Origin of the sequence: Pseudomonas sp. Leaf15 (genome assembly GCF_001421425.1) — a bacterium.
Classification (GTDB): domain Bacteria; phylum Pseudomonadota; class Gammaproteobacteria; order Pseudomonadales; family Pseudomonadaceae; genus Aquipseudomonas; species Aquipseudomonas salomonii.
Genome location: NZ_LMKI01000005.1, coordinates 64,906 through 86,764, shown reverse-complemented (window position 1 = coordinate 86,764; position 21,859 = coordinate 64,906). Strand labels below are relative to the sequence as shown.

Annotated in this window: 14 protein-coding genes; 4 read left to right on the top strand and 10 right to left on the bottom strand. The window is 55.5% G+C overall.

Annotated elements, in window-relative coordinates; all coding sequences use genetic code 11:
• Window positions 1–5: 5 nt before the first annotated feature.
• From ASE80_RS06105 to ASE80_RS06095, 3 genes are all read right to left on the bottom strand, one after another.
• The gene (locus ASE80_RS06105) at window positions 6–905 is read right to left on the bottom strand and encodes a DUF4238 domain-containing protein (RefSeq protein WP_056858125.1); all 900 of its coding nucleotides are present in this window, start codon (window positions 903–905) and stop codon (window positions 6–8) included.
• A 247-nt stretch (window positions 906–1,152) separates the two neighbouring features.
• Window positions 1,153–2,604: a hypothetical protein gene (locus ASE80_RS06100; RefSeq protein WP_133257336.1), complete on the bottom strand. Its 1,452-nt coding sequence runs from the start codon at window positions 2,602–2,604 to the stop codon at window positions 1,153–1,155.
• Window positions 2,553–7,427 (bottom strand): ATP-binding protein, encoded by a 4,875-nt coding sequence (locus ASE80_RS06095; RefSeq protein WP_056858123.1) that lies wholly within the window; start codon window positions 7,425–7,427, stop codon window positions 2,553–2,555. The genes ASE80_RS06100 and ASE80_RS06095 overlap by 52 nt, the downstream gene beginning before the upstream one ends.
• 2,311 nt (window positions 7,428–9,738) lie before the next feature.
• Between ASE80_RS06095 and ASE80_RS06085 the strand changes: the two genes are divergently transcribed.
• Complete coding sequence (locus ASE80_RS06085; RefSeq protein ID WP_056858122.1) at window positions 9,739–9,960, top strand: hypothetical protein; 222 nt, start codon at window positions 9,739–9,741, stop codon at window positions 9,958–9,960.
• Window positions 9,961–10,478: 518 nt separating this feature from the next.
• Here the strand turns inward: ASE80_RS06085 and ASE80_RS06080 are convergent.
• From ASE80_RS06080 to ASE80_RS06070, 3 genes are all read right to left on the bottom strand, one after another.
• Entirely contained in the window at window positions 10,479–11,066 is a 588-nt protein-coding gene (locus ASE80_RS06080; RefSeq protein ID WP_056858121.1) for a hypothetical protein, read from the bottom strand.
• Window positions 11,063–11,635: an RNA polymerase sigma factor gene (locus ASE80_RS06075; RefSeq protein WP_056858120.1), complete on the bottom strand. Its 573-nt coding sequence runs from the start codon at window positions 11,633–11,635 to the stop codon at window positions 11,063–11,065. The genes ASE80_RS06080 and ASE80_RS06075 overlap by 4 nt, the downstream gene beginning before the upstream one ends.
• A gap of 92 nt (window positions 11,636–11,727) precedes the next feature.
• Entirely contained in the window at window positions 11,728–13,350 is a 1,623-nt protein-coding gene (locus ASE80_RS06070) for a vWA domain-containing protein (RefSeq protein ID WP_056858119.1), read from the bottom strand.
• Window positions 13,351–13,866: 516 nt separating this feature from the next.
• On the opposite strand from ASE80_RS06070, the gene ASE80_RS06065 reads away from it, so the two are divergent.
• The 3 genes from ASE80_RS06065 (at window position 13,867) to ASE80_RS31340 (ending at window position 18,895) form a co-directional block, all read left to right on the top strand.
• Window positions 13,867–15,783: a M10 family metallopeptidase C-terminal domain-containing protein gene (locus ASE80_RS06065; RefSeq protein ID WP_165822992.1), complete on the top strand. Its 1,917-nt coding sequence runs from the start codon at window positions 13,867–13,869 to the stop codon at window positions 15,781–15,783.
• Between the two features lie 101 nt (window positions 15,784–15,884).
• On the top strand, window positions 15,885–17,270 hold the full coding sequence (locus ASE80_RS06060; protein ID WP_056858118.1) for a M10 family metallopeptidase C-terminal domain-containing protein: 1,386 nt from the start codon (window positions 15,885–15,887) through the stop codon (window positions 17,268–17,270).
• An 884-nt stretch (window positions 17,271–18,154) separates the two neighbouring features.
• On the top strand, window positions 18,155–18,895 hold the full coding sequence (locus ASE80_RS31340; protein ID WP_236708807.1) for a M10 family metallopeptidase C-terminal domain-containing protein: 741 nt from the start codon (window positions 18,155–18,157) through the stop codon (window positions 18,893–18,895).
• Between the two features lie 81 nt (window positions 18,896–18,976).
• Here the strand turns inward: ASE80_RS31340 and ASE80_RS06050 are convergent, their stop codons facing one another.
• The 4 genes from ASE80_RS06050 to ASE80_RS29890 all read right to left on the bottom strand — a co-directional run bounded on the left by ASE80_RS06050 (window position 18,977) and on the right by ASE80_RS29890 (window position 21,612).
• Window positions 18,977–19,627, bottom strand: a complete 651-nt coding sequence (locus ASE80_RS06050; RefSeq protein ID WP_017136674.1) for a DUF799 domain-containing protein — start codon at window positions 19,625–19,627, stop codon at window positions 18,977–18,979.
• On the bottom strand, window positions 19,624–19,986 hold the full coding sequence (locus ASE80_RS06045; protein WP_056858116.1) for a DUF4810 domain-containing protein: 363 nt from the start codon (window positions 19,984–19,986) through the stop codon (window positions 19,624–19,626). Before ASE80_RS06045 ends, ASE80_RS06050 begins: the two co-directional genes overlap by 4 nt.
• Before the next feature lie 28 nt (window positions 19,987–20,014).
• On the bottom strand, window positions 20,015–20,695 hold the full coding sequence (locus tag ASE80_RS06040; RefSeq protein ID WP_056858115.1) for a CsgG/HfaB family protein: 681 nt from the start codon (window positions 20,693–20,695) through the stop codon (window positions 20,015–20,017).
• A gap of 374 nt (window positions 20,696–21,069) precedes the next feature.
• A complete protein-coding gene (locus ASE80_RS29890; RefSeq protein ID WP_082463570.1) occupies window positions 21,070–21,612 on the bottom strand; it encodes an alpha/beta fold hydrolase in 543 nt (180 codons plus the stop codon).
• Between the last annotated feature and the right edge of the window lie 247 nt (window positions 21,613–21,859).

The window sequence follows — 21,859 nt, the reverse complement described above, 5'->3', positions numbered from 1 at the left end:
CGCAGTTAGTTATTCAATAGGGCCGCTTCGTCACGATTGCTGATCATATGTTTCCTGCCAAAGCGTGAATGCATGCCTCTGAAAAAATAGATGAGCGCCTCGTCAATCCACATCCATGAAATTGGCAAGCCATTCAGACTATCTGAACTCAATTCTCTAGAATGGTAGGGAGTCCCGAGCCTTTGCTTATTATCTCTATGGATCAGGGTGCAATGAAACGTTGGCGATATGGGGAAAAGTACCATGATTTGGGTCTCATGCAAAAGGTTATATACAGGCTGCGGAAGAACTTCGGCTGTACTAGTAAAAAACTCGGAAACAGGATGATCACTAGTGACGAAAGGCGTATCACTGGAAAACCCAAGAACAACTTCATAACTCGACTGTAGGTGTCTAGGTATTCGCTCTAGCCCAAGCCTGACTAGCTGACTTGGCTCGTTCTGCATGGTGAAGATTTCTCTCTCTTCACTCGACAGTGGGGCCTCTTTAATAATTTTCGCCATCTGCTGGACAATATTGGGAGTGCGTATTAACTGCGCAGAGATGAAGTTCAATAATTTTTCTAACGCCCCTGCTTTTGCTAAGACGAGTGCTGCGCGCTGGCAAATTTCTTTATGAATGTCCATTTCATTTTTTAGCAGCTCATCCGGCTTCAGCTCAGCGATTGCCTTAAGAACAGGAGCTGCCTTATTTTCAATTTCTCCTAGAATATCTTCAATTTCGTTGGTTGGCTTATTTTTGTCATCTTCGTAAAAGTACTCATCTGAAAGAACACTCTTTGTTCCCACTTTGCCTTTTATATTGTGGGCTAGGTCATGCAACCAGACTTTCCCGCTCGTATCGGCCCACAGCTTCATGTAGTGTTGCGGAACGTAGTGTTGGTTGATGGTCATCTGTTTCTTCATGAATCGATCCAAGTCCTGGTTTGAGGGGCATCACACTAAGCCGCAGAAACGTTTCAATAGAGCCATATCACTTTAACATCGCCAAAAGTTAACCTGAGAAGCGTTAATGTCACCAACCTTTTTTACTGCCCGCTCCTACCTGTGGGTTTAATCGGTCGTTCGCGACCGACGGGCAACGGCCAATAGCTGCCCTTTACAAAGGCTAATTACGAAGTATTGCGGACATTAAATACTGTTAGAGGTATCGCTATAGACCACAAGGCAAAGCCGCCCGCTCATCCTCTGTCCAGCACCGCTCCAGAAATACACATGCTTGGCAGCAGGTCCGGCTGTCAATTGCTTGGATGAGGCAGCGCGCTTCTCGACGGTCTTGAACAATTTGGTGTGCACAGTGGTGGCGCTGAGTATCAACAAAAAACGCTGGAGGATTGACCGTACGAACGCTGATTGCGGAATTCATTGTGGCATTAGCTCCGCATTCAGCCCAAGTATGATATTTACATTCTTGCACGCGGGGGTCCGCGAGGAGAAAGTGCGTTGCACTACCAGTTGCGACGAGCCATTCGTCCGCTTCTGGTAGTGTATCCACCGGTGCTTTCGACAAACGATCATTACGAAATCCCGGAAAGGCTGAAAGCTCAGCGAGGGTCAGTTCTCCACCAAGCTCCCTAGCGCATGCTGCAACAAGCGTGGCGCCAAGGGCGCGCACTTCATCCAGGTGCGGCGCAAGTGTTTCGATGTCATCATCATTCCTTCGATAGTCGAGTTCGACCGGGGTCTCATTGTGGATCACGGTGAATAGAGCGCCATCTGTGCGGATAACGAATAGTGCTGGGTAGATCAGGATCCGCGGCATAGGTGTGAATAGCTTGCTGCCAGTTCGCTCATAGTGGACATGCATACCCTGAAAGGCGCTAGAGACTTCGCCCAGTTCTAAGTAACGCGTCAGTTGCGCCGGACGCAAAGGCACTGGTGCGTCTATGGTTAACATCGAACGATGAAGAAGGTCGAAGATCTCCTCAGCATGCTCCTTAAGCTGTGCGCGTGCATAGATCGCGATATCGTCAGGCCGAGCAGCTCCCAGGAAAGTTTCAACTGGCGCCTTGAACACCACCATCCACTCCCCGCTGATGATGACGGCTCTGGGTAAGTTGTGACTGTACCGTTCTTTGAGCGTTTTGACATAGCCGCTGACTTGCCGCAGATACTTGTCCCATTCTCCAATGATCGGCGAAGTAGCCTCGGTCTTTCCGCCCCTTATATGTTGGATCGCGGCAACAAGTAGTGCGGCTTCACTATCGTGTTGACCGTCCCCTCGAGCAGAGATCGCAGGTTTGTCCCAAGCTTTGGCTTCTATCAGCAGGAGTGGTGTCCCATTAATGTCGGACACACCTAAATAGTCCATGAACCTCGTAGTGTTCGCCTGTAGGCGAGCCTCTTCAAGGACATTGCCCAATGCGCCGAGTCGCCACCCAAGGTGAGTGAGTAATTCATCCACGAATAGCAGACGCGTATCGTGTTCGTGGGGGCGGCGACTGAGGTCGAGCTCTGCGTAAGGATCACGCTGCGGTCTTGCCAGCTCCCGCTCCAATTCAGTAAGGAGGTCGCTGAGCCCCCGCTTAAATAGGTTTTGTAACGCAGACCGATTCACTGGATAAATTCCGGCAAGCGATAAAGCAAGCGCCGTGCCGCCGGCCACCCGGCATCCATAAATATTTCTAGGCAATCAATTAGCTGCGCGCGCCTGGCCGCGTCCTCAAAGATTTCCTTATGGTCAGCAAGAAAGATCCCGATGAGTTTGACAAGCAGGTCTACACCCAAAGTATCGTTTTGATAGCCTAGTCGCGTACTAGATTGAAGAATGCTAATTGCTAAATCGAAGGCCATACCCGCGTCTACATCGACTAACCGCTCAACGAGCTGAAGCAGATAATATGTAGTGTGCGGTTGAGCATACTCGCCGATCCGCTTTAGGATATCTGCGTTTTCTTGCAGGAATACCCCCAGACCTGAGCGGAAACCTAATGCGTTGTCAGCCCAGCTATTGCGGCTCTCGTCAGTCGCAAAAAACATCTGCATTCCTGCAGTGTCAATCAGCCGCGCGCATTCCCGAACCTCTTCGCTTGCTGTTACGTCCAAATCTTGAGCCATCACATACCTGGCAAGCAGGGTATTTGCAGCATTTACAATGTCGGAGACAAGCGCTTGGGAGCGCTGGCGGATGCCGACATACTTGCCGGGGGTCTCAGCGATCCCGGCAACAATAGCGTCGCGTAGTGTGGCTAAGATCTTAATTATTGCTTCGGAGTGCTTCCACGGCTCTTCTACCCACTTATCGATAACAGCCTTTGCCCCCGGAAAACTGTAGGTAACCCAAAGAACTGTAAGGTTACCTGCGATGGCTTTATACAGACGCCGTTGTCGATCTGACCCCGATGTCTCACGCTGTGACAGCATCAGTAAGAGCTCTAGAGTTCGCTGCTGATCTGAATGTATCAAGCGTGAGACGACCCCACCGAGAAGATGCTCGATGACAGTTAGGTTAGGTTCGTTCGTAAAGTGTCCATTCAGTAGGCTCCAGAATCGGTCACGATCTAAGTCCCAAATTCGGACAAGGCGCACCGAAGCACTCAGCCGGACCGCAGGGTGAGTATCAGAAAGCAGTTCCTCCGCCTGAGCACCCAGCTTTGGGTAGAGATCTGCTCGTTGAGCAAAGAGATCCCAATAAGCTTGCGCTGCTTCAACCCGTGCTGCTGGGCTCCCCCATGCAGCAGACTTTTCGAACTCGGTCTCCGTGTGGGCTTCAAGCACCGGACTCTCGGATCTAGCAGCGACTTCCAACAATGCTATAAATTCTGCATCTTCTTCAGGCGTAGGAGGCACGTCCTTCGATACCAGCAACTGTCGCGATACGATGGCTTCGCAGCCTTGACCAATGACCCCCTCCGCATGCCGCTTAAGACCAAAGTGTGCCGCATCGTCTAGTAGGTTTTGTATGCGGTTGAGTGCTGCAAGCGAGTCTTTAAGCGAAGCCACTGAGGCGTTTTCAGACTTCGATTCAAGTCCAAGCAGTGTCTCCGCAGCTTTGATCGCGGTTATGACACGCGAGTTCTCAGGCGCATCCTTGTCTAGATCTCGCATCCAGAAAAAGTCATCCGGATTGCTCCAGCCGGTATGAACTGTGAATAGCCTGTCATTTGTTGGTGTCGGACCTTGGACAGACGTGTTACAGATTCGGCGAGCTTCTTCAGTGACCAAGTTGTCTCTGCCTAGCGCACCAAAAAGACGCTCTAAGAAGGAAAAGCGAGCGTCGACGTGATGTGTAAACTTTGAAAAATCGAAGTGAAGCACACCCTCTTCTAGTGCCTGCCGCTCTTGCTTTGAACGTCGAACATAGCCTTTCGCAACGAGATCAATTGCGTCTTTTCGGGTGTCGGGAAGAACGAGAAAGGGCTCGGTCACTGCTATGGGCCAGAGCAGGTCTACTAGACCGTCGGAGCGCTCGACGGCGCAGAGGAACATTCGAGACCAGAGGATCGCTAAAGAAGCCTCATCCATTAGGATGTCGATCAAAGCCAAAGCCTCAGCCTCAGTTGCGACTTTGAGGTGCTCGCGCAACTTGGCCACTAGGCGCTCTGCATCACGCTCGTGAGTGCCGTCGGGGTTATGAGCCCACACGTAGCTGTGGTCTTCTCGCAGATGAATTGATCTTCCTCCAGCCTGAAACCGTATGTTTAGGGCTTCGTCGGAAATTGCATGCTCACGTGCGACGTATCCTTCGAGCGCATAGACGACAGCAGTGATCGCAGCTCTTGGATGCAGTTTTAGAAATTTTGGCAGGTACTCGCCTAGGGACCATCGCGCCATTTCGTAATCCTGCCGAGCATTGGAAGTAAGGCTAAGGATTTGGCTATTGTTGATCCTGGTTTGCTGATCGTCCGTCACTTCGTAATCAAATACCGTCCGGTAGATAACTGAAGCGACGAACTCTGGATCGGCTTCTCCGATTGCTGCAATTTTGTAACAGACCGCTGGTACCTCGGCATGCCCGAAACGGTCTAGCCGATCACGGCCGAACAACCGGGCTATCAAGCCCCGAGAAGCAGTAATGTCACTTCCGTATGTGGCGATGACGAAATCAATGGCGCTCCTGACAATGAACCCCGGTTCGGGCTGGCTAAGTCCGTAAGTCAGTAGTTCGCGTGCGGCTTGGCCAAGCATCGGCTTGAACGCGTCGTCTTCGGCTCTTCCAATAAGATTGTGGAGCAGAAATCGAAGGATATTACTAACGTTGCTCGGAGAGGTAGCCAATCGATCGGCGAGACAAACCCATGGCCCCAAAACTATCTCCTTCTCATCTTCCAGCCGCACAGCAAAAGCACCTGTCACATGGGAGAGCGTCTCTAGAGCCCCCTTGTCACCCGCGATAGCCAGATTCCCGAGTTGAATGCAGTCATTCGCCGAAGTTGGAAACTCTGCACCCAATCTGCCAGCAGTGCTGCGGATGATTGGGTCGCCATCTTTTTCATTGATGAGGTTGCCTAGGGTCCCCCAAAACCGCACGTGGGCAGGATCAGACTCCCAAATTTCGCGAAGTACGAATCCAAGTGCTGGTGATAGCATCATCCCCAGCGCCTCAACCTTAGCGAATCGATAAGTTCTGTTGCTTATGGCGTCGGGGTCTAGGTAAAGCCGCGCGGCTGCATAATCGAATAGGAGATGATGTCGGAACTGTACCCACCTTTCGTTATCAACGACAACAAGTACACCTTCTCTACAGAGGGTGTCGATCATTGCGGGAGCATCGAACGCCACCTCAGATTTTGATGCGCGAAGCGCCCTCGCTTTGATCATGGATTGAACGACGCGGCTGAGGCTATTCGTTGCTGGTGAACCGTGGCCTTCCACACGGTGCTCCCAATAAAGGCCTAATAAGTCGGCTTGGGAAGCGACTGCGTAAAGTTCCTTGACCGCGTTCCCCGAGATCAATTCGCTCAGAAGTCTGGTATTGAAGGGCACCATAGCCAAGTCACGCAGACGCGGCGGCGAGTTTGCAAGACACGTAGCCATGGTAGGTGACTGTTGGAGAAGTTGCTCAAACTCCGCTTCTGACCAAGAGGGCACCTGAATATGTAAAACGTTTGAAAAAGCTGGATCTGCGAGCGACGTCTGCGGCGGCGTCCCTCGAAACAGAGCACGTAGCTGTTGCCCCATACGCAGGTCGAAATTACGAATCGATGCCACAACGTTCCAGCGCCCCTTCCGTTCAAGGACTCGCTCGATAAGAGTTCGAAAGATTTTCTCGCCATGACCGCCGCGCGTCGCGTCCAATGCATCAACTATCAAATAGGCCTCGCCCGGTCCGTCCCAGGCTTCAAGGACATCAAGAATAGGATGCTTTAATCCGACCTCACGGGATAAGCCTTCGAGGCTCTCAATTGAGTAACGATCCACGGCGAGTTGAAGAACATCTAAACCATCCTCGTCCAATTTCTTCGCCAGGGCATTCAGAACCCCGCTCTTGCCAGCACCGGGCTCACCAATAATGAGCAAGGGACCGCTTCGCACTGCCGTCTCAATCGCGGTTTGGCAGTCGCGACGTACGGACAACGATTCGCCGTTGCCTACATCGATCTTTTCATAGCTGGCGAGCGCTTCTGCGATTTGCTTGGAATGTCGCTTGAGCGCCTGGATATCACTGAGATACTCGGGAGGTGCATTGAGCGCGATACCACGGCTGGCGAGAAGTTGTCGCCAGACGGGTAGGTCACCGCCGCCACGCTTCGTCATTAGTTGACCGCTTAAATCGGACAAGGAAGCGAAAGCTGCCGCAGCATCTACGTCTGGCCCAAAGACTTTGATAAGGGAGCCCCTCGCTAACGCGTACCCTTGGTCTCCGTCAAAGGTGAATATGTCTACAAGTTTCGCTAGCTCCAGCAGCAGATCATCATCAAATGGACTTTTGGTAACGCTCGACCAAGCACGCTCGACCAAACTTGAGAACACTTGATAAGCGCGTTGCTGTGCCTGGTTGAGTGCGCCTCCACCTGGCTGTGAAATGAGGCGTAGCGCGGTCGGTAAATCGTTCTTAATCTGGGCTGAGGCTTGAGGGCCTACAGCTAGCACCAATCGGTCTCGGACCGGATCGAGGGGGCGATTCCACCCCATAGTGCCATCACCTTGCTGAGCGACGAGCCAGTGGCGAACGAACTGCGAGATTGTCCTCCCTAACGGGGAGCTAGGGTCGTCACTAAGATTTGCAGTTGTCTTAGCCTGAACTGCGATGTAGCCGCCGACGCTGGTCTTGATCAGAAGATCGTCGACGGGTGCCTCTGTTTCAAAACGGACCCATTCAGGAGTAGCGGCGCCAAGACGAAAGCTGTCGTCTAGCCTGTCGCCAGCGAGAATCCATGATGAGAAGAGCGCCCCGAGTTGTTGTTCGAAACGTATCCCGGCGCTGGTCGCAGCGCCACCACCACCTATTCGGTCACTGGGGAAGGGATTTTGCGGTGTGTGGCTCAAGGCACGTTTCCGTTCAACGTCTGATAATTGGTTAGTGATAGCTGGGTTCACTCGCATTAGCAACCCGTTTGGTCATAGACTGCCCAAAGTTACCGGACTTGAATCTGCGGCACATCTCCCATTACTGCCCCATTTTAAGCACCATATCCACTTCAATGTGTTGCTTAAGCTTGACTCAGTTTCTACTTGAGTCCGGTAGCGACCTAATAAGCGAAAGCCCCTAGGTCGATTACTCCCTTCTAAATCATCACAAACCGCTCCTCCAGAATATTCGTTGATGTAACACCTATTTGCCATGTAACACGTAAATCGGCAAACAAGTCACAGCTATGCAACTAATAATGAAAATTTTAAAATCAAAGACTTATACAAAGACGCAACACGCGCAACACCTGTAACACGGTTTTATTAGGGCATCCCCAAGCCCCATTATTATTGCTCCTCCAGCGAAGCGAGGTCGGTCATGCTATTAGCTTTGGTTCGATGGTTGGGACCCTGGCGTATTCTTGAAGGTACGGGGTAGGAAACCCGCGGAATCGTGTTAGCGGGGAGCCTCCCAGCTTAGTGAACAGGTGAACCTGGTGAACTCCAGTTCACCTGTGCATTTGCCCTACCGTTTGGGCGATCTGAGGTCATCGTTACCAGGACGGTAACGATGACCTAATTTCTTTAAGATCCTTTCAATTTCAACGATTGAAATTTCAGTAACTTCCCACGCCTCCCACTAACTCGATCCCGCGGGTTTCATGCCCCGTGTGAAGCTAAAGCTCTCAGGGTCCCCAGCGTGATTTCCTTTCATCGAAAGGCGGAGCCCGCGAAATTCGCTTGGTAGGCTTGAGCGCAAAGCGCCTGCCCACAACACCCGGATGCTGACTTTAGCGTTACACGCAGTGGCAGCGTTACATCGGAGGTACGCTATGTCGCCCGACTGTGTAACAGGCATGAAAGCCAATGAAACCGGGCGTTTGGTGAAGAGCGTTACACTCGTAACACCGGTTACACCAGTTTTGGATGGGGGCTGGATACGTGCTCTCATGCTGCCTTTCCAAATTGGCCCTACACCACATGGTTGGCCTCTAGGGTGGGTAATTGCACTCAACCTGACCACCCATCTGCATTGCACTTGCCCACTCATTTGCATTCGACTTGGCAAGTCGTTCGCATCGGATTTGACCAGCACCCTGGGTGGCCCTGATTGGCAGAAGTCGACCCAATGTGGATACTGCAGAGATGAAAGCTTAAAAGCAACCTTAATCGCCGCACCAGCTTGACCAGCGAGCAAAGCTATCTCAGAGTTGATGACAACCTCGCTCCAAGACAATTTGGTTGCGACGGACACTATTAAATACAGCTCACAGTAGCGCCCCCCGAGTTCGGTTTTGACCCAAGCAAGGGTGCCCCCTACGGCAGCCATCGTGACTGGGATAGAGATATACCGGCTTCCGTCCGTCACTCGTATGCCGCCACGACGACATTCGAAGTGAACGGCCAGTCGTTCGAAGGTCTCAATGTCAATGCCATGCACGACGACGAAATAGCTTAAGCAATCATCTTGGTTCACTGTAGTGATCATATTTTTACAGCCTGCCTCGCAGGCCAACTCGTCATTGGTGTCATAGCAGATAAATTCCGCTTTTGGCCCACTTCTGCCAGTGTCGACTGGCTGTATTGGGTCGTTTTCTTCCGTCTCGCGACGGGCAGAAGACGACCCAAAGCTGACGGTGGCGGCAGGTAGAAATCGGCCCTGAGCAGACATTCAAGAGGCGACGTCAGTGGGACTGCTACTAAGCACCTCATAGGTCAACCCAGCCTCAAAATATGACGCTCTCCACTCAAGGAATCCTACTTCTGGCTCGCACAACAAGAGAACGGTACATCCAGCCTCCCCCATTGAAACCCTTTCCACCACGGCGATATCTCCAGGAGCCGCCTCCCGAGAGTTCATCCAGTCCCTGAGTACCACCGCTGCCCGGTCAATAGTGATCAGTTTTATTATACTGCCCTTGGAAAGGGTCATACCGTCTTGCCTAAACTTGTGAACGTATCTGGTTTGTAAACCTATTTGGAGATTTAAGGAAGGTCTGCTCCTGGCCGTTTTCTGCCGATCAAGGCCACCCAGTGTGCTGGTCAAATCCGATGCAAACGATTGGTCAAGTCGAATGCAAATGGGTGGACAAGTCCATGCAACTACGCATCTAGGGAATCAAGATGGTCGGCGTGATTTCTGATCACCAGGTGGTAAGGACAGCTGATATGCAATGCTACTGACTAGAGGTAGATTGACTACCTGATAACAGGGCGGGAGAACATCATGGAAGACACCCCTTTGCTTGCGTCATTGCTCAAGCGCATGAATGAAAACCAACTGGCCCTGGGGGCAGCTATCGAGGAGCTGTCAAACTGGGTTGAGCAAAGAGGATCTACAGAAGTGGCACAGAACATTCGAGGGGCACTGGATACCCTGGATGGAAATGCAGGATTCATCACCCTTGCGCTCGCCTCACTGGCAGCAGAAGGTCGAACGAAGAAGTAACCACTAAGCCGGATGGCAACACATCAGCAACCATTTGGTGTTGCTTTACCCTACGGGATACCTCGAAAAAAGTGGCCAGACGGAAGCGCCGTGTATGCCCACATGTATGCCTAACCGAAGCACCACCAAAGACACCCAATGAATACGGGCATATTACTGCCCAGTTCAAACGACGCCGGGGCACCAGATACAGATGAAAAAGCCCCAGGTCGAAAGATTTGGGGCTTTTTTGTGGGCGAGTTTTTGTATGTCTTGAGTTTCGAGTATCCGCAATGTCTGAATAGTTGACTTGCGGGTGTCAATAAATCTGTGCCCATTCCCCCCCAGCGCCTTTCCAGGCAAACGATGATCAAAATGTGGGAGCGGGCTTGCTCGCGAAGACGGCGTGTCAGCCAATACAGGTATGACTGATACACCGCTTTCGCGGGCAAGCCCCACATTTTTGGCAAAGTTGTTTTCAAGATTCCATTAAAAAGCCCACCACCGAGTAGTCGGTGGCGGGCTTTTTTTGAAGGCATTTACCGCTTCTGCAACGCCTCCAACCGCGCCGGCAAATCCTCCTCAGGAAAGCGCTCATGCAGCGTCAACAGCTTTTCATCCGCCGCTTTGGCTTGCCCCGCCACGCGCAGATTCACAATCTCCTGCAACCCTTCCTCCAACGAAGGCACAACGACCGGTGCGCGTTTGCTCAGCTTCGCCACGGGTGCATCCGCCGTCGCACCGGCGATTTCAGCCTGAACCGGTGCAGACTCTACCCTCGGCGCAATCGCCATCCGCGCCATGGGCGCAGGCGCAGGCGCGGCATACATCTGTGGCGCCGGCGCCGCGGAAAACGTGGCGGTGGATATCTCCGGCTGCGACACGGGCACGCGCATCACCACGCCGATCATCAGTGCCACACCGGCGACGGTGGCGAATGCCATCTGCCAGCGCGGTTGGCGGCAGGCTTGCAGCCAGCGTTGCCACAGGCTGGGTTGCGGCTTGGGGGCTTCGCGGCGGGCGGTGGCGAGGAGGAAGGCGTCGAGGGACGCAGGCGGTTCGCCGGTGCTGTGTTGACGCAAATGCTGGATCAGCTCGTCGTCAGGTGTGTGTGGGGAGTGGGTCATACGAGTATCTCCTCGGCCAGCAGGCGGCGCAGTTTCTGCTGGGCGTAACGCAGGCGGCTTTTTACGGTTTCCAGCGGGGCGCCGGTGAGGGCGGCGATTTGCGGCACTTCGAGGTCGCCGTGCAGGCGTAGCAGGAAGACTTCGCGCTGGTCTTCGGGCAAGTCTTGCAAAGCGGCGTCGAGGCGCGCCTGGTCGCGGCTCAGGCTCAGTTGCTGTTCAGGGCCGGCGCTGTCGTCGGCCTGGGCGTGCAGTTGTTCGTCGTAGCTGTCATGTAAGGGTTTGTGGGTGCCGTGCTTGCGCCAGTGATCGATCAGGCGGTTGCGGGCAATCTGGAACAGCCATGTACGAAAACTCGCCCGGCCCTGTGGCTGGGTGGTGCTGCGGATCAGGCTGAGCCAGGTTTCCTGGTACACCTCTTCGGCCAGTTCGGCCTTGTTGCTCAGTGATACCAGGAATCGGTAAAGGCCTTGGCGGTGCCGCGCGTACAACACTTCGAACGCGGCAGCGTCGCCGGTTCGGTAGCGGGCCAGCAGCGATTCGTCGCTGGGTGAGTCATCTGTTACGGCCATGTAGGTCGCGAACTCCTTTCGATGGATCGATGCACATTGACTGTGGGGGCAGGCAAGCCAGCTCCCACAGTTGATTGGTGCCATGTTCGGGATCAGTGTTTGAGGCTCTGCGACAGTTCCACCAGTTGCACGAACTCGTTGCGCAACCCGAACGGGTCATCGCCGCGGGCCGAGCGGGCCAGTGCGGCGGTGTCCTTTAAGCTCATGCTGCCAGTGTAGCGGCCATCGCCCTTGAGCTGTTGGGCGAAGGCGGCCACCGCTGCCGCAAAGCGCAGGTCGGCGCTGGCTGGGGTGGTTTCGTTGCGGATGGGCCGTTCGATCAGTTGGCTGGCACCGCCCGCGGCCGGTTTGTAGCGTACACGCAGGATGGCCAGCTCAGCGGAGGTGTTTTCGGCCGCAGGCGCGGCGGCGTAACGCAACGGCTCCAACCAGCCCTTTTCGCCCTTGGGCACAATTTCGTACAGGGCGGTCACGGTGTGCCCTGCGCCGATCTCTGCGGCGTCGACCTTGTCGTTGTTGAAATCCTCACGGTTGAGTGCGCGGTTTTCATAACCCAGCAAGCGGTACTCGCTGACCTGGGCCGGGTTGAATTCCACCTGTAATTTCACGTCCCGCGCCACTACCGCCAGGGTCGAGCTGAGCTGGTCTACCAAGACTTTGCGGGCTTCACGCAGGTTGTCGATGTAGGCGTAGTTGCCGTCGCCGGCGTCGGCCAGTTGCTCCATCAGGTGCTCGTTGTAGTTATCCACACCGAAACCCAGGGTAGTCAGGGACACGCCGCTTTTGCGCTGGTCGACGGCCATCTGCTTGAGGCTGTCAAAGTCGCTGACGCCCACATTGAAGTCACCGTCGGTGGCCAGCAGGATGCGGTTGATGCCCTTCTCTATAAAGCCGGCACGGGCCATCTGGTAAGCCAGCTCGATGCCGGAGGCGCCTGCCGTAGAGCCGCCGGCGGTGAGTTGGTCGATGGCGTTGCGGATCCTGGTTTTGTCTCGCCCGCTGGTGGGTTCAAGCACCACACGCGATTCACCGGCGTAAACCACCAGCGACACACGGTCTTGATCACGCAACTGATCCACCAGCAATTTCAGCGTGCTTTTCACCAGCGGCAAGCCTTCACGGCGGTCCATGGAGCCCGACACATCCACCAGGAACACCAGGTTAGCCGGTGCCAGGTCGGCCACCGCACGGTCAGAGGCCTGGATGCCGATGCGCAGCAGTCGTGTGTGCGGGTTCCAGGGTGTGGTGGCAACTTCGGTGGTCACGCCGAAAGGCGAGCTGTCAGTGGGCAACGCGTAGTCATAAGGAAAGTAGTTGAGCATTTCCTCCAGTCGAACGGCACCGTCAGGTGGCAGCCGCCCCTGGTTGAGGAAACGTCTCACATTGGCGTAGCTGCCGGTGTCGACGTCGGCGCTGAAGGTCGAGACCGGGGTTTGCGCAACGCTGTGGACCGGGTTGTCGGGCAGGTCCTGGTAGCGTTCCTGAGGCTCGGCCCGATAGGCCACGGCGTCGCGCATGGCCATTGGCGCGGCCATCAGCACAGGCATCGCGGCCTGCTTGCTCAAGGCACCCTCAGCCTGAGGCTCGGCGGCCGCTGGCACGGGAGGCTTGGCCGCCTCTCGGGACGATGAAAGCCCACAGCCGGCCAGCGAAGCCAGTACGGCAACCGCAACGCTGCAGACAAGGGGACGCAGCACTAAACGAGCATGTGACATGGCGCAGAACCTCAACAGTGAATAATCCGTTCATAGGCTCAGACGCAAAGCACTTCGGGTTCGGGTTAAATCCCGGAATTTACGCATACGACACGCTTCCCCTACAGAGCACCAAGCCTTCGGGCGTCAGCTGGAAGCATCGAGCCCTGTAGGTCACTCAACGATGCCGAGCCCGAAATAACTGACGACTACGGAGAAACCCCAGAAAGGTCTTAACGAAAATACTCACACTGTAAGCAATTCTATATTTCCAAAAAAAACACGTTAAACACAAACGACATATCAGCTTTCAACAAGACGAGTAATACTTGGGGAACCCGCCTCTTCGATACTAAATTTAAAAACCGGATAAACAAAACAGCCGTTGCAAACCATGTCATACCGGCCTGTTGACACACACTAGAAATAAATACCCTATTGGAAATTAACTTATAGGGTGCGAAGGTATTTCCAGCACACGGACATGCACTTCCCTACACAAGGAATAGCCCAACAACAAGAACCAGGATTAATCTTATGAGAATCGACTCGCGCCCGTCTATCTTCCAGCAACCCGACTACAGCCAAAACTTTCTGCGCCCGTTTATTCAGCCTTTTACCCAACCCTTTCTCAACCACCCGGTCTTCAGACCTTTCGTGCAGCCATTTCTCAAACACCCATTCGTGCGTAAGTTCGTACAGCCCTTTATTCAGCCACCCACACGGCGGCCATTTAATCCAACCACAACAACCAACCCGACGACATTCGACACCGCCACCAAACGCTACTGGGACGGCAAGGATCCAACCCTGCGCGCCAACGACCCCTACGCGGCCAACATTAATGTGCGTTCGTTCGATGAACGCCAGGCAAGCGAGAATCTCACTCGAGCAAACGCTAAATGGCATGACCGAAATGGCGATGGCAAAGTCTCTGTTTCCTACTCGTTCGACGGCGCCGCCCGGCGGTTCGATGAGCGCCAGAGAGAAATGGCACGACGGGCCATGCAGTCATGGAGCGATGTATCCAATCTCACCTTTCAGAAGAATGGGCCACGCACAGAAGGCAAAATGTCATTTGGCATATCGAGCGCAGTCCCCAGCGCCGTAGGCGCTTTCCCAAGTAACCATCCCAATGGAGGTAACACTCTGTATAACCCCACCAGGGTCACGCGCTACGACTTGATTCATGAAACGGGTCACGCCCTGGGTTTGTCGCATACCGGAAACTACGATGGCGGCTATGACGAGAACCGAAGGAGTCACGTACAGGATTCCCAGGCTCATAGCGTCATGAGCTATTTCGGGGCGGCACTGAGCGGCAAAAGCCATGGCGGCGCCGAACCAGCGTCAGCCATGATGGATGATATTTCCGCCATCCAGGCGCTCTATGGCGTCAACCGCCAGATCCGTCAGGACAACACCACCTACGGGTTCAACTCCAATAGCCAGCGCGACTACTACACCCTCAATTCCAACCGGGACACTGCCGTGTTCTGCATATGGGACGGCGGTGGCAACGATACCCTGGACGTTTCCGGCTACCGTTCCAACCAGACCATTAATCTCAAGGCTGGCTCGTACTCCGATGTCGGCGGGCTCAGGGGCAACGTGTCCATTGCCCGGGGTGTCGTCATGGAAAACGCCATCGGCGGCTCAGGCGACGACGCGCTGATCGGCAACGATGTCGATAACCGGCTCACCGGCGGCGCGGGTGGAGACCGGCTGCGCGGAGGCGGCGGCGCGGATACATTTGACTACAACAGTGCCAGTGACTCCACGCCCGACAACCCCGATACGATTATGGATTTTGTCAGCGGCACCGACAAAATCAATGTGTCCGTGGCCATGAAGCACGCCAATGTCGGCGCCCTGGCTTTCGTCAGTGAGATGACAGGCAAGGCCGGTCAGACCGTGCTCACCTACGATCAACAAAGCGGCAAGGGCAGCGTGGCGATTGACCTGACGGGCGACGGCAAAGCCGACCTGCTGATCCGCACTTATGGGCAAGTCAAAGCAGACGATATTGTCGCCTCCGCAAACACCACAGCCCATCATCAACAGCCTGACACCCCCACTACTCGATCCACACTCACACCCACCCGCCCCTCCCATCGTTCAATGACACACAGTTACGAAAAGGTCAGTGACTCGTCCTATCAGAATGCCGACTTGATTGAGGACTTTGTCAGTGGCAAAGACAAGATCGATCTCACTGCCTTGGCCAAGAATACCGGCACACCGCTGCGGCTTGTCGATAACTATACAGGCCGCATTGGCGATACCGTCGTTAAGTTAAATGCACGCAGTGGTCGATACTTTGTGGGCGTGGACTTTACGGGCAATCGCCGCACCGACTTCCTGGTCAAAAGCACTCAACCGATAAAACCCGAGGACATTATGGGTTTGACTGCAAACATTCAAACACCCACCAAGTTATTTTCACGCGGGTAGCACTTCCAAAGGTTTAACCCCACCCGCCCCACTGAGAAATTTAATTGCCCATGAGCTTTAACGTTCACGCCTCCGTTCGCCTATTAAAAGGATTCAAGTAGATGCTCCCCGTTAATAACAAGCCTTATACGGCGCTTGCACTATTTGAACCTGTGTATCAACTACCCGGTGGCGTCAAGGACACGCCACTGGTGTCCTACACCAGCGCCCAAGCCGCCAGGCACCTGCTACGCGCCAGCCGGGAAATGGGATTGAAATGGCAAGACCACAACCGCGACGGCGTCATTGATATTGCCTATGAGTTCTTTACGCAGGATGAGCCGCACCGGGTCAGTCATGTGCCCCAGGGTGCCCGTGAGTTGAATGAACAACAAAAGAAACGGGCGCTTACGTCGATGCAAGCCTGGGCGGATGTCGCCCGTATAAAGTTCTCGCACAAAAGCGCCAGTACCGAGGGGCGGCTGACCCTGGGTCTTTACGAGGGCAACGAGGAATCCTATGCAACCCTGCCCTTTCCCAGAAGCTTCAAAAAAGGCGGTGAGGCATGGCTGGACTCAGGGCACGCACAGCCGAGGACTGACCGTTACGACCAACATGTCATGGCCCACGAAATTGGGCATACGCTGGGCCTTGACCATAGCGGTGACTATAACCGGCAACCCGCCAAGCGCGGATACGTTGAAGACTCTCAAGCCTACAGCCTGATGAGCTATAACCCCGAAATCAGCAGCGGGCAAAACTTCGCAAAAAACGCACAGTGGACCCACTATTCGGTGGCGCCCTTGATGCATGACATTGCCGCTATACAGGCCGCCTACGGCGCCAACTACCAGACCCGTAGCGGCGATACCGTTTACGGTTTCAACTCCAACACCGAGCGCGACTATTTCAGCCTGACGTCCTCGCAGGACGCGCCGGTTTTTTGCATATGGGATGGCGGCGGCAACGATACGTTGGACTGTTCCGGTTTCAGTCAGAAACAAACCATCAACTTGAACGCCGAGGCCTTCTCTGATGTGGGCGGTATGAAAGGCAATGTTTCCATCGCCAAGGGCGTGATCATGGAAAATGCCATTGGCGGCAGCCATGACGATACGTTGATCGGCAACCACGCTAACAACCGCCTCAAGGGCGGGGGCGGCGCAGATACCTTAAGGGGCGGCGGGGGCGCGGATGTTTTTGTATACGACAAGGCGAGCGACTCGACCGTAGCGAACGCCGACCTGATCACCGATTTTGTCAGCAGCCGAGACAGGATCGACCTTACCGGGTTGAGCCAGGACACCCGCACTCAACTGCGGCTGGTGCACGCCTATACAGGTCGCGCGGGCGATACGGTAGTGAGGTTCAACGCCTACAGTAATCGGTACTTTGTCGCCATTGACCTGACCGGCAACGGCCAGACGGACTTTCTGCTGAAAAGCACGCGGTTGATAAGGCCCCAGGATATCAGTGGGCTGACGACCTCACGGTATGCCTCCGGTTAAGCACGCGGTCGCGCCAGGGTTCAACATTGTACCTGAACACGTGTGAAAAACGGCCATCGGCGATGGCCGTTTTTTCTGATGCAGGGCGAAAATTCAGCCCAGGACTGGGCATTGGCTTAAGCCTGTGTAGGAACACTTTACCTACCAGAAAACCGACTCACTCGGACACACATCGAGCTTTGGAAAGTAACGCCAACACTGGCAACTTCACACTTAGCAACATGGAATCTGCCTGCGTCATCTAGAAGGACAAGTGTTATTACCCAGTGAGAACAACGACCTTGAGAATAAATCCGAGTACGCCCTTCTATCACCCTCATCCGAGTACCGCCCCACTGGCCCAACGTCGCCAACACGACACCAACGGGGGCAGCTATGACGCGACTCAACGCCCGGACGACCCCTACATACGCAACGTCAATAGCCCGTCTTTTAACAAAGAGCAGGCCGTCAGGCAGCTCACGCGAGGAACAAGAAGATGGGAGGACAGGAACCGAAACAATAAGACTGAGGTTTCCTACTACTTCACTCACGAGCGAGGCATGGGATTCAATGACCACCAGAGACAAGAAGCCCGTCGCTCCCTCCAATCCTGGGCCGACGTGGCCAACCTGACCTTTACTGAAAACGGTGGCCCGGCGGAAGGACGGTTGACCTTCCGAATGTCCAACACCGTCGACTATGCCGCTGGCCAATACCCCTACACACACAATTTGGACAGTGAGGCCGGTGATACACGTTACCGACCGCACGCAGTGGAGCGCCCAGTCCTAACCCACGAAATCGGGCACGCGCTCGGCCTGACTCACCCTGGCGATTACAACAGGGGGGACCCCCACAGTTCTACGCGCGTATATGCCCAAGACTCTAAAGCCCATACCCTCATGAGCTATTACACGGCTGCTGAAAGTGGCAAAAATGCAAAAGACAGGCCATTGGCCGGCATGATGGACGACATCAGTGCAATCCAACATTTTTACGGTGCCAATTACCAAACGCGTAGAGAAAACAACACCTATGGCTTCAACTCCAATACCGGCAGGGACTATTACTCCCTGAGAAACCCTCAGGACTCCGCCTATTTTTGCATATGGGACGGCGCCGGCAACGACACACTGGACGTATCGGGTTATCACACCAACCAAGTCATTAACCTGAGGGCGGGCTCGTTCTCCGATGTGGGCAACGGGCGAGGCAACGTCTCTATCGCCCGCAACTGCCTCATCGAAAACGCGATCGGTGGCTCGGGCCACGATGTGCTGATCGGTAACGAGGCCGATAACCGGCTCACCGGTGGGGCGGGCGCAGACCGTTTGCGCGGCGGCGGCGGCGCCGACAGTTTCGTCTACAACTACGCCAGCGACTCCACACCTGCCAACCCGGATGAAATCATGGACTTCACCAGCGGCACCGACAAGATTGACCTGCGCGGGCTGGAGCGAAGAACCAATACGCAATTCAAGCCCGTCAAGGCATTCAGCGGGCGCATTGGCGACGCGATCGTGGGTTTCAACCCCCAGACCCAGCGCCATTTCATCGCCATCGACTTGACCGGCAACCGCACAGCAGACTTCGTGGTGACCAGTACGCAAGTGATCAGGCCACCGGACGTGCTTGTAAACTGACTGCAACGCGCGGATACCAAACCCGCGAAGCCTTTGCGGACCCGAGCGGCCAGCAAAGGTTGTTCACGGTTGAACAGGCACTCAGTCGGTGCCGTATTTCGGGTTACGCGGGCCATACAAAATGCCGGTACGCTGCCCCGCCGACAGCAGTCGGACACTGGCAATACCGGCAATCGGGTGCGCCGCATCGGTGGAGCTGTTGATCACCTGCTTCACCGCTGCCGAGACCAGCATGCCCACCAGGCCGCCGCCATTGTTGTTGCCTTCCTCGCTGGAAGCGCGTGCCGAGCCGGTCCACAGCGTGGTGCCGGTGCGCAGGTCCACCAGCTTGGCCGAGGCCGTCACGGAGGTGTCGCTGGAGATCAGCATGTACTTGGTGCCGTAGTCGCTGATGGTGATGTACAGCGCCGCGTCCGCACCAAAAATATCATGCAGCTTGCCCGGTGCCACGCCCTGGATATCGTTGGCGGTGGTCAGGCCGTTCTGGCGGAAGGTCTCGTCCACCAGGGCAATCGGCAGCACGTAGTAACCGGCTTCGGCCAACGGGTAGGTGACCTGCGAAACCAGGCTGTAGGACGCCTGCACTTCCGGCGATTCATTGATGGGTGGCAGTACCAGGATCGACTTCGGCCGAGCCTGTTTGAAGGCCGTGTAATCAATGGTCTTGGGCGCTGCGCAACCGCCGAGCAACGCCAGGGCCAGCAAGGCGCCGGTGAGTTTTAACAGGTTCATTTAGTGGCGACTCCAGCCTTGGCGTTTTTCAGCAGAAAATCCATGTACGCAGCGGACTCAGGGAACAACGCCTTCTCGGTGCGCAACTCCTGCACCATCTGGTCATCCTTGCCCATGCTCATGTACAGCATGCCCAGGTGCGCGTGGTAACCCGGCGGGGCCTTGCGGCCACTGGCGTTGATCTTTTGCAGGTCGCGTTCCAGGGCTTCCACCTGCGCTTCCTTGGGCTCGCCCTTGAAGTACTCGTAAACCTGCGGCTGGTAGCTTTCCCATTGATACAGGGGTTGGGGCGCCGTCTGGCACCCGGCGACCGTCGCGATTGCTGTCAGCATCAGCGCCAACTTAACTGCCTTGCTCATCCGTGTAGTGCTCCTTGGCGTTTTGTTATTAGTTGCGCGGGTTCCAGGCGCCGGCGTTGATGCCGTCTACCAGGCGGTTGATCGCTTCGCGCATGGCCAGGTCCAGAACCTTGCCATTGAGGGTGGAGTCGTAGCTGGCAGTGCCGCCAAAGCCGATGACTTCACGGTTTGACAGCGCGTACTCACCGGCGCCCTGGGTGGAATACACCACTTCGGAGGTGCTGATGTTGACGATATTCAGCGCAACCTTGGCGTAGGCCACTTGGGTTTTGCCACGGCCGAGAATGCCGAACAACTGGCGGTCGCCAGTCTCTTTGCGGCCGAACTCGGTGACGTCGCCCGTCACCACATAGTCGGCGCCTTTAAGCTTCTGCACGGCGCCTTTGATCGCGGCTTCCTGGGAGATTTCGCCCATGTTGTCGCGGTCCAGCACGCTGAAGCGGTTGGTTTGCTGCAGGTGGGTGATCAGGATGGTCTTGGCCTGGCCGCCAAGGCGGTCAACGCCGTCGGAGAAGATGCCGCGCATGTAGCTGGAACGGTTATCGAACTTGCCCACGGCAATTGGCACACGCACGCCGGAATAAGCGACGTGGGCGCTGGCAACTTGCTCCACCGGCATCGCACGGTTGCTCTCGGTGGCGCAACCGGCCACGCTCAGCAGCGCTGCGGCGGCAAAGCCCGACAGCAGAATTTTGGACAGTGTTTTCACAGGGTGCTCCTAGAGGTGAAACCAACGGAAAGGGCTGTGGTGTACGTTATCAACCAAGTGGCGGCGATCAGATTTTGCTGAAAAAGCGCGAATGCTTGCACACGGCCTCAACATCAATAGTGTCGAGCCCGCCAATAGCGGTATCAGGAAGAGTGACTGCCATGCAGCAGTGCGGTTGAAACATGCGGCCCGCGGTGAGGCGGGTGGCAGGGAGAAAAGCAGAGAGGCGCATTGCTTGATTCGTCCTTGAAAAATGCCTTGTATCCAGTGCGCGGTATTTTACGGGGTTGCCCTGTGTACTCAAGCGGTTTCGTTGCTGCGGGGGCGTTCCCCGCCCAACGGCAGCGGCCCTTTACTGCCAGGTCAGGCCAGGCTCACGAGCATTTCGACGGTGGCCAAAGGGTCGAGCAACATACAGTGATGCCCGCTGCCCAGCACCGCCGTGCGCACGTGCGGGTCATTTTTGAAGCGGTTGTAAAACTGCCCGAAGTCACTGCCCAGGTAGCCTTCGCAATACACATTGCTGGTCGGAATGTGCGCCGGCGGCGCTCGGCGGGCACGTAATCCACCAGTGCCTTGCCCGGCTCGGGTACGAACGCATCCAGGTAGATCAGCGATTGGATCCGCCCAGGCAAGCGCGCCGCCACACCCGTGGTGACCATGCCGCCATAACTCCAGCCCACCAGCGTGACCGCGTGCAAGTCCTCCATCTCGATGTGCGCCACCACATCCTCGATATGCGTACCCAGGCCCACGCACGCATCGGCGGTGTGACGACGCTCGCCCAAACCGCTCAACGTCGGTGCGCTCGCCGCGTGCCCCATGCCGCGCACCACCGGTATCACATCGCGCCAAACCCAGGCACCATGCCACGCCCCCGCGACCAGCACGTAGGTGTTATCAGGACGTCGGTTCATGCAGGTAGGCCTCGGAGAATGGTCTGTTCAGTAAGATGAACACTTGAGGGGCGGGGATTATTCCGGGGCTACGGTGCGCCGCACATCCACATGTGGGAGCGGGCTTGCTCGCGAAGGCGGTGTGTCAGCCAATGCATGTATCGACTGACCTGCCGCTTTCGCGAGCAAGCCCGCTCCCACAGGGGTTCGGCGGTGTTACCGATCGTTCCCACGCTCCGCGTGGGAATGCATCCGGTGACGCTCTGCG

Excerpts from the sequence above, each read along its gene's own strand:
- ASE80_RS31340 (WP_236708807.1), top strand. The coding sequence starts at position 18,155 with ATGAGCTATTACACGGCTGCTGAAAGTGGCAAAAATGCAAAAGACAGG.
- ASE80_RS06070 (WP_056858119.1), bottom strand. The coding sequence starts at position 13,350 with ATGTCACATGCTCGTTTAGTGCTGCGTCCCCTTGTCTGCAGCGTTGCG.
- ASE80_RS06105 (WP_056858125.1), bottom strand. The coding sequence starts at position 905 with ATGAAGAAACAGATGACCATCAACCAACACTACGTTCCGCAACACTAC.
- ASE80_RS06075 (WP_056858120.1), bottom strand. The coding sequence starts at position 11,635 with ATGGCCGTAACAGATGACTCACCCAGCGACGAATCGCTGCTGGCCCGC.
- ASE80_RS06080 (WP_056858121.1), bottom strand. The coding sequence starts at position 11,066 with ATGACCCACTCCCCACACACACCTGACGACGAGCTGATCCAGCATTTG.
- ASE80_RS06045 (WP_056858116.1), bottom strand. The coding sequence starts at position 19,986 with ATGAGCAAGGCAGTTAAGTTGGCGCTGATGCTGACAGCAATCGCGACG.
- ASE80_RS29890 (WP_082463570.1), bottom strand. The coding sequence starts at position 21,612 with ATGAACCGACGTCCTGATAACACCTACGTGCTGGTCGCGGGGGCGTGG.
- ASE80_RS06050 (WP_017136674.1), bottom strand. The coding sequence starts at position 19,627 with ATGAACCTGTTAAAACTCACCGGCGCCTTGCTGGCCCTGGCGTTGCTC.
- ASE80_RS06085 (WP_056858122.1), top strand. The coding sequence starts at position 9,739 with ATGGAAGACACCCCTTTGCTTGCGTCATTGCTCAAGCGCATGAATGAA.
- ASE80_RS06060 (WP_056858118.1), top strand. The coding sequence starts at position 15,885 with ATGCTCCCCGTTAATAACAAGCCTTATACGGCGCTTGCACTATTTGAA.
- ASE80_RS06065 (WP_165822992.1), top strand. The coding sequence starts at position 13,867 with ATGAGAATCGACTCGCGCCCGTCTATCTTCCAGCAACCCGACTACAGC.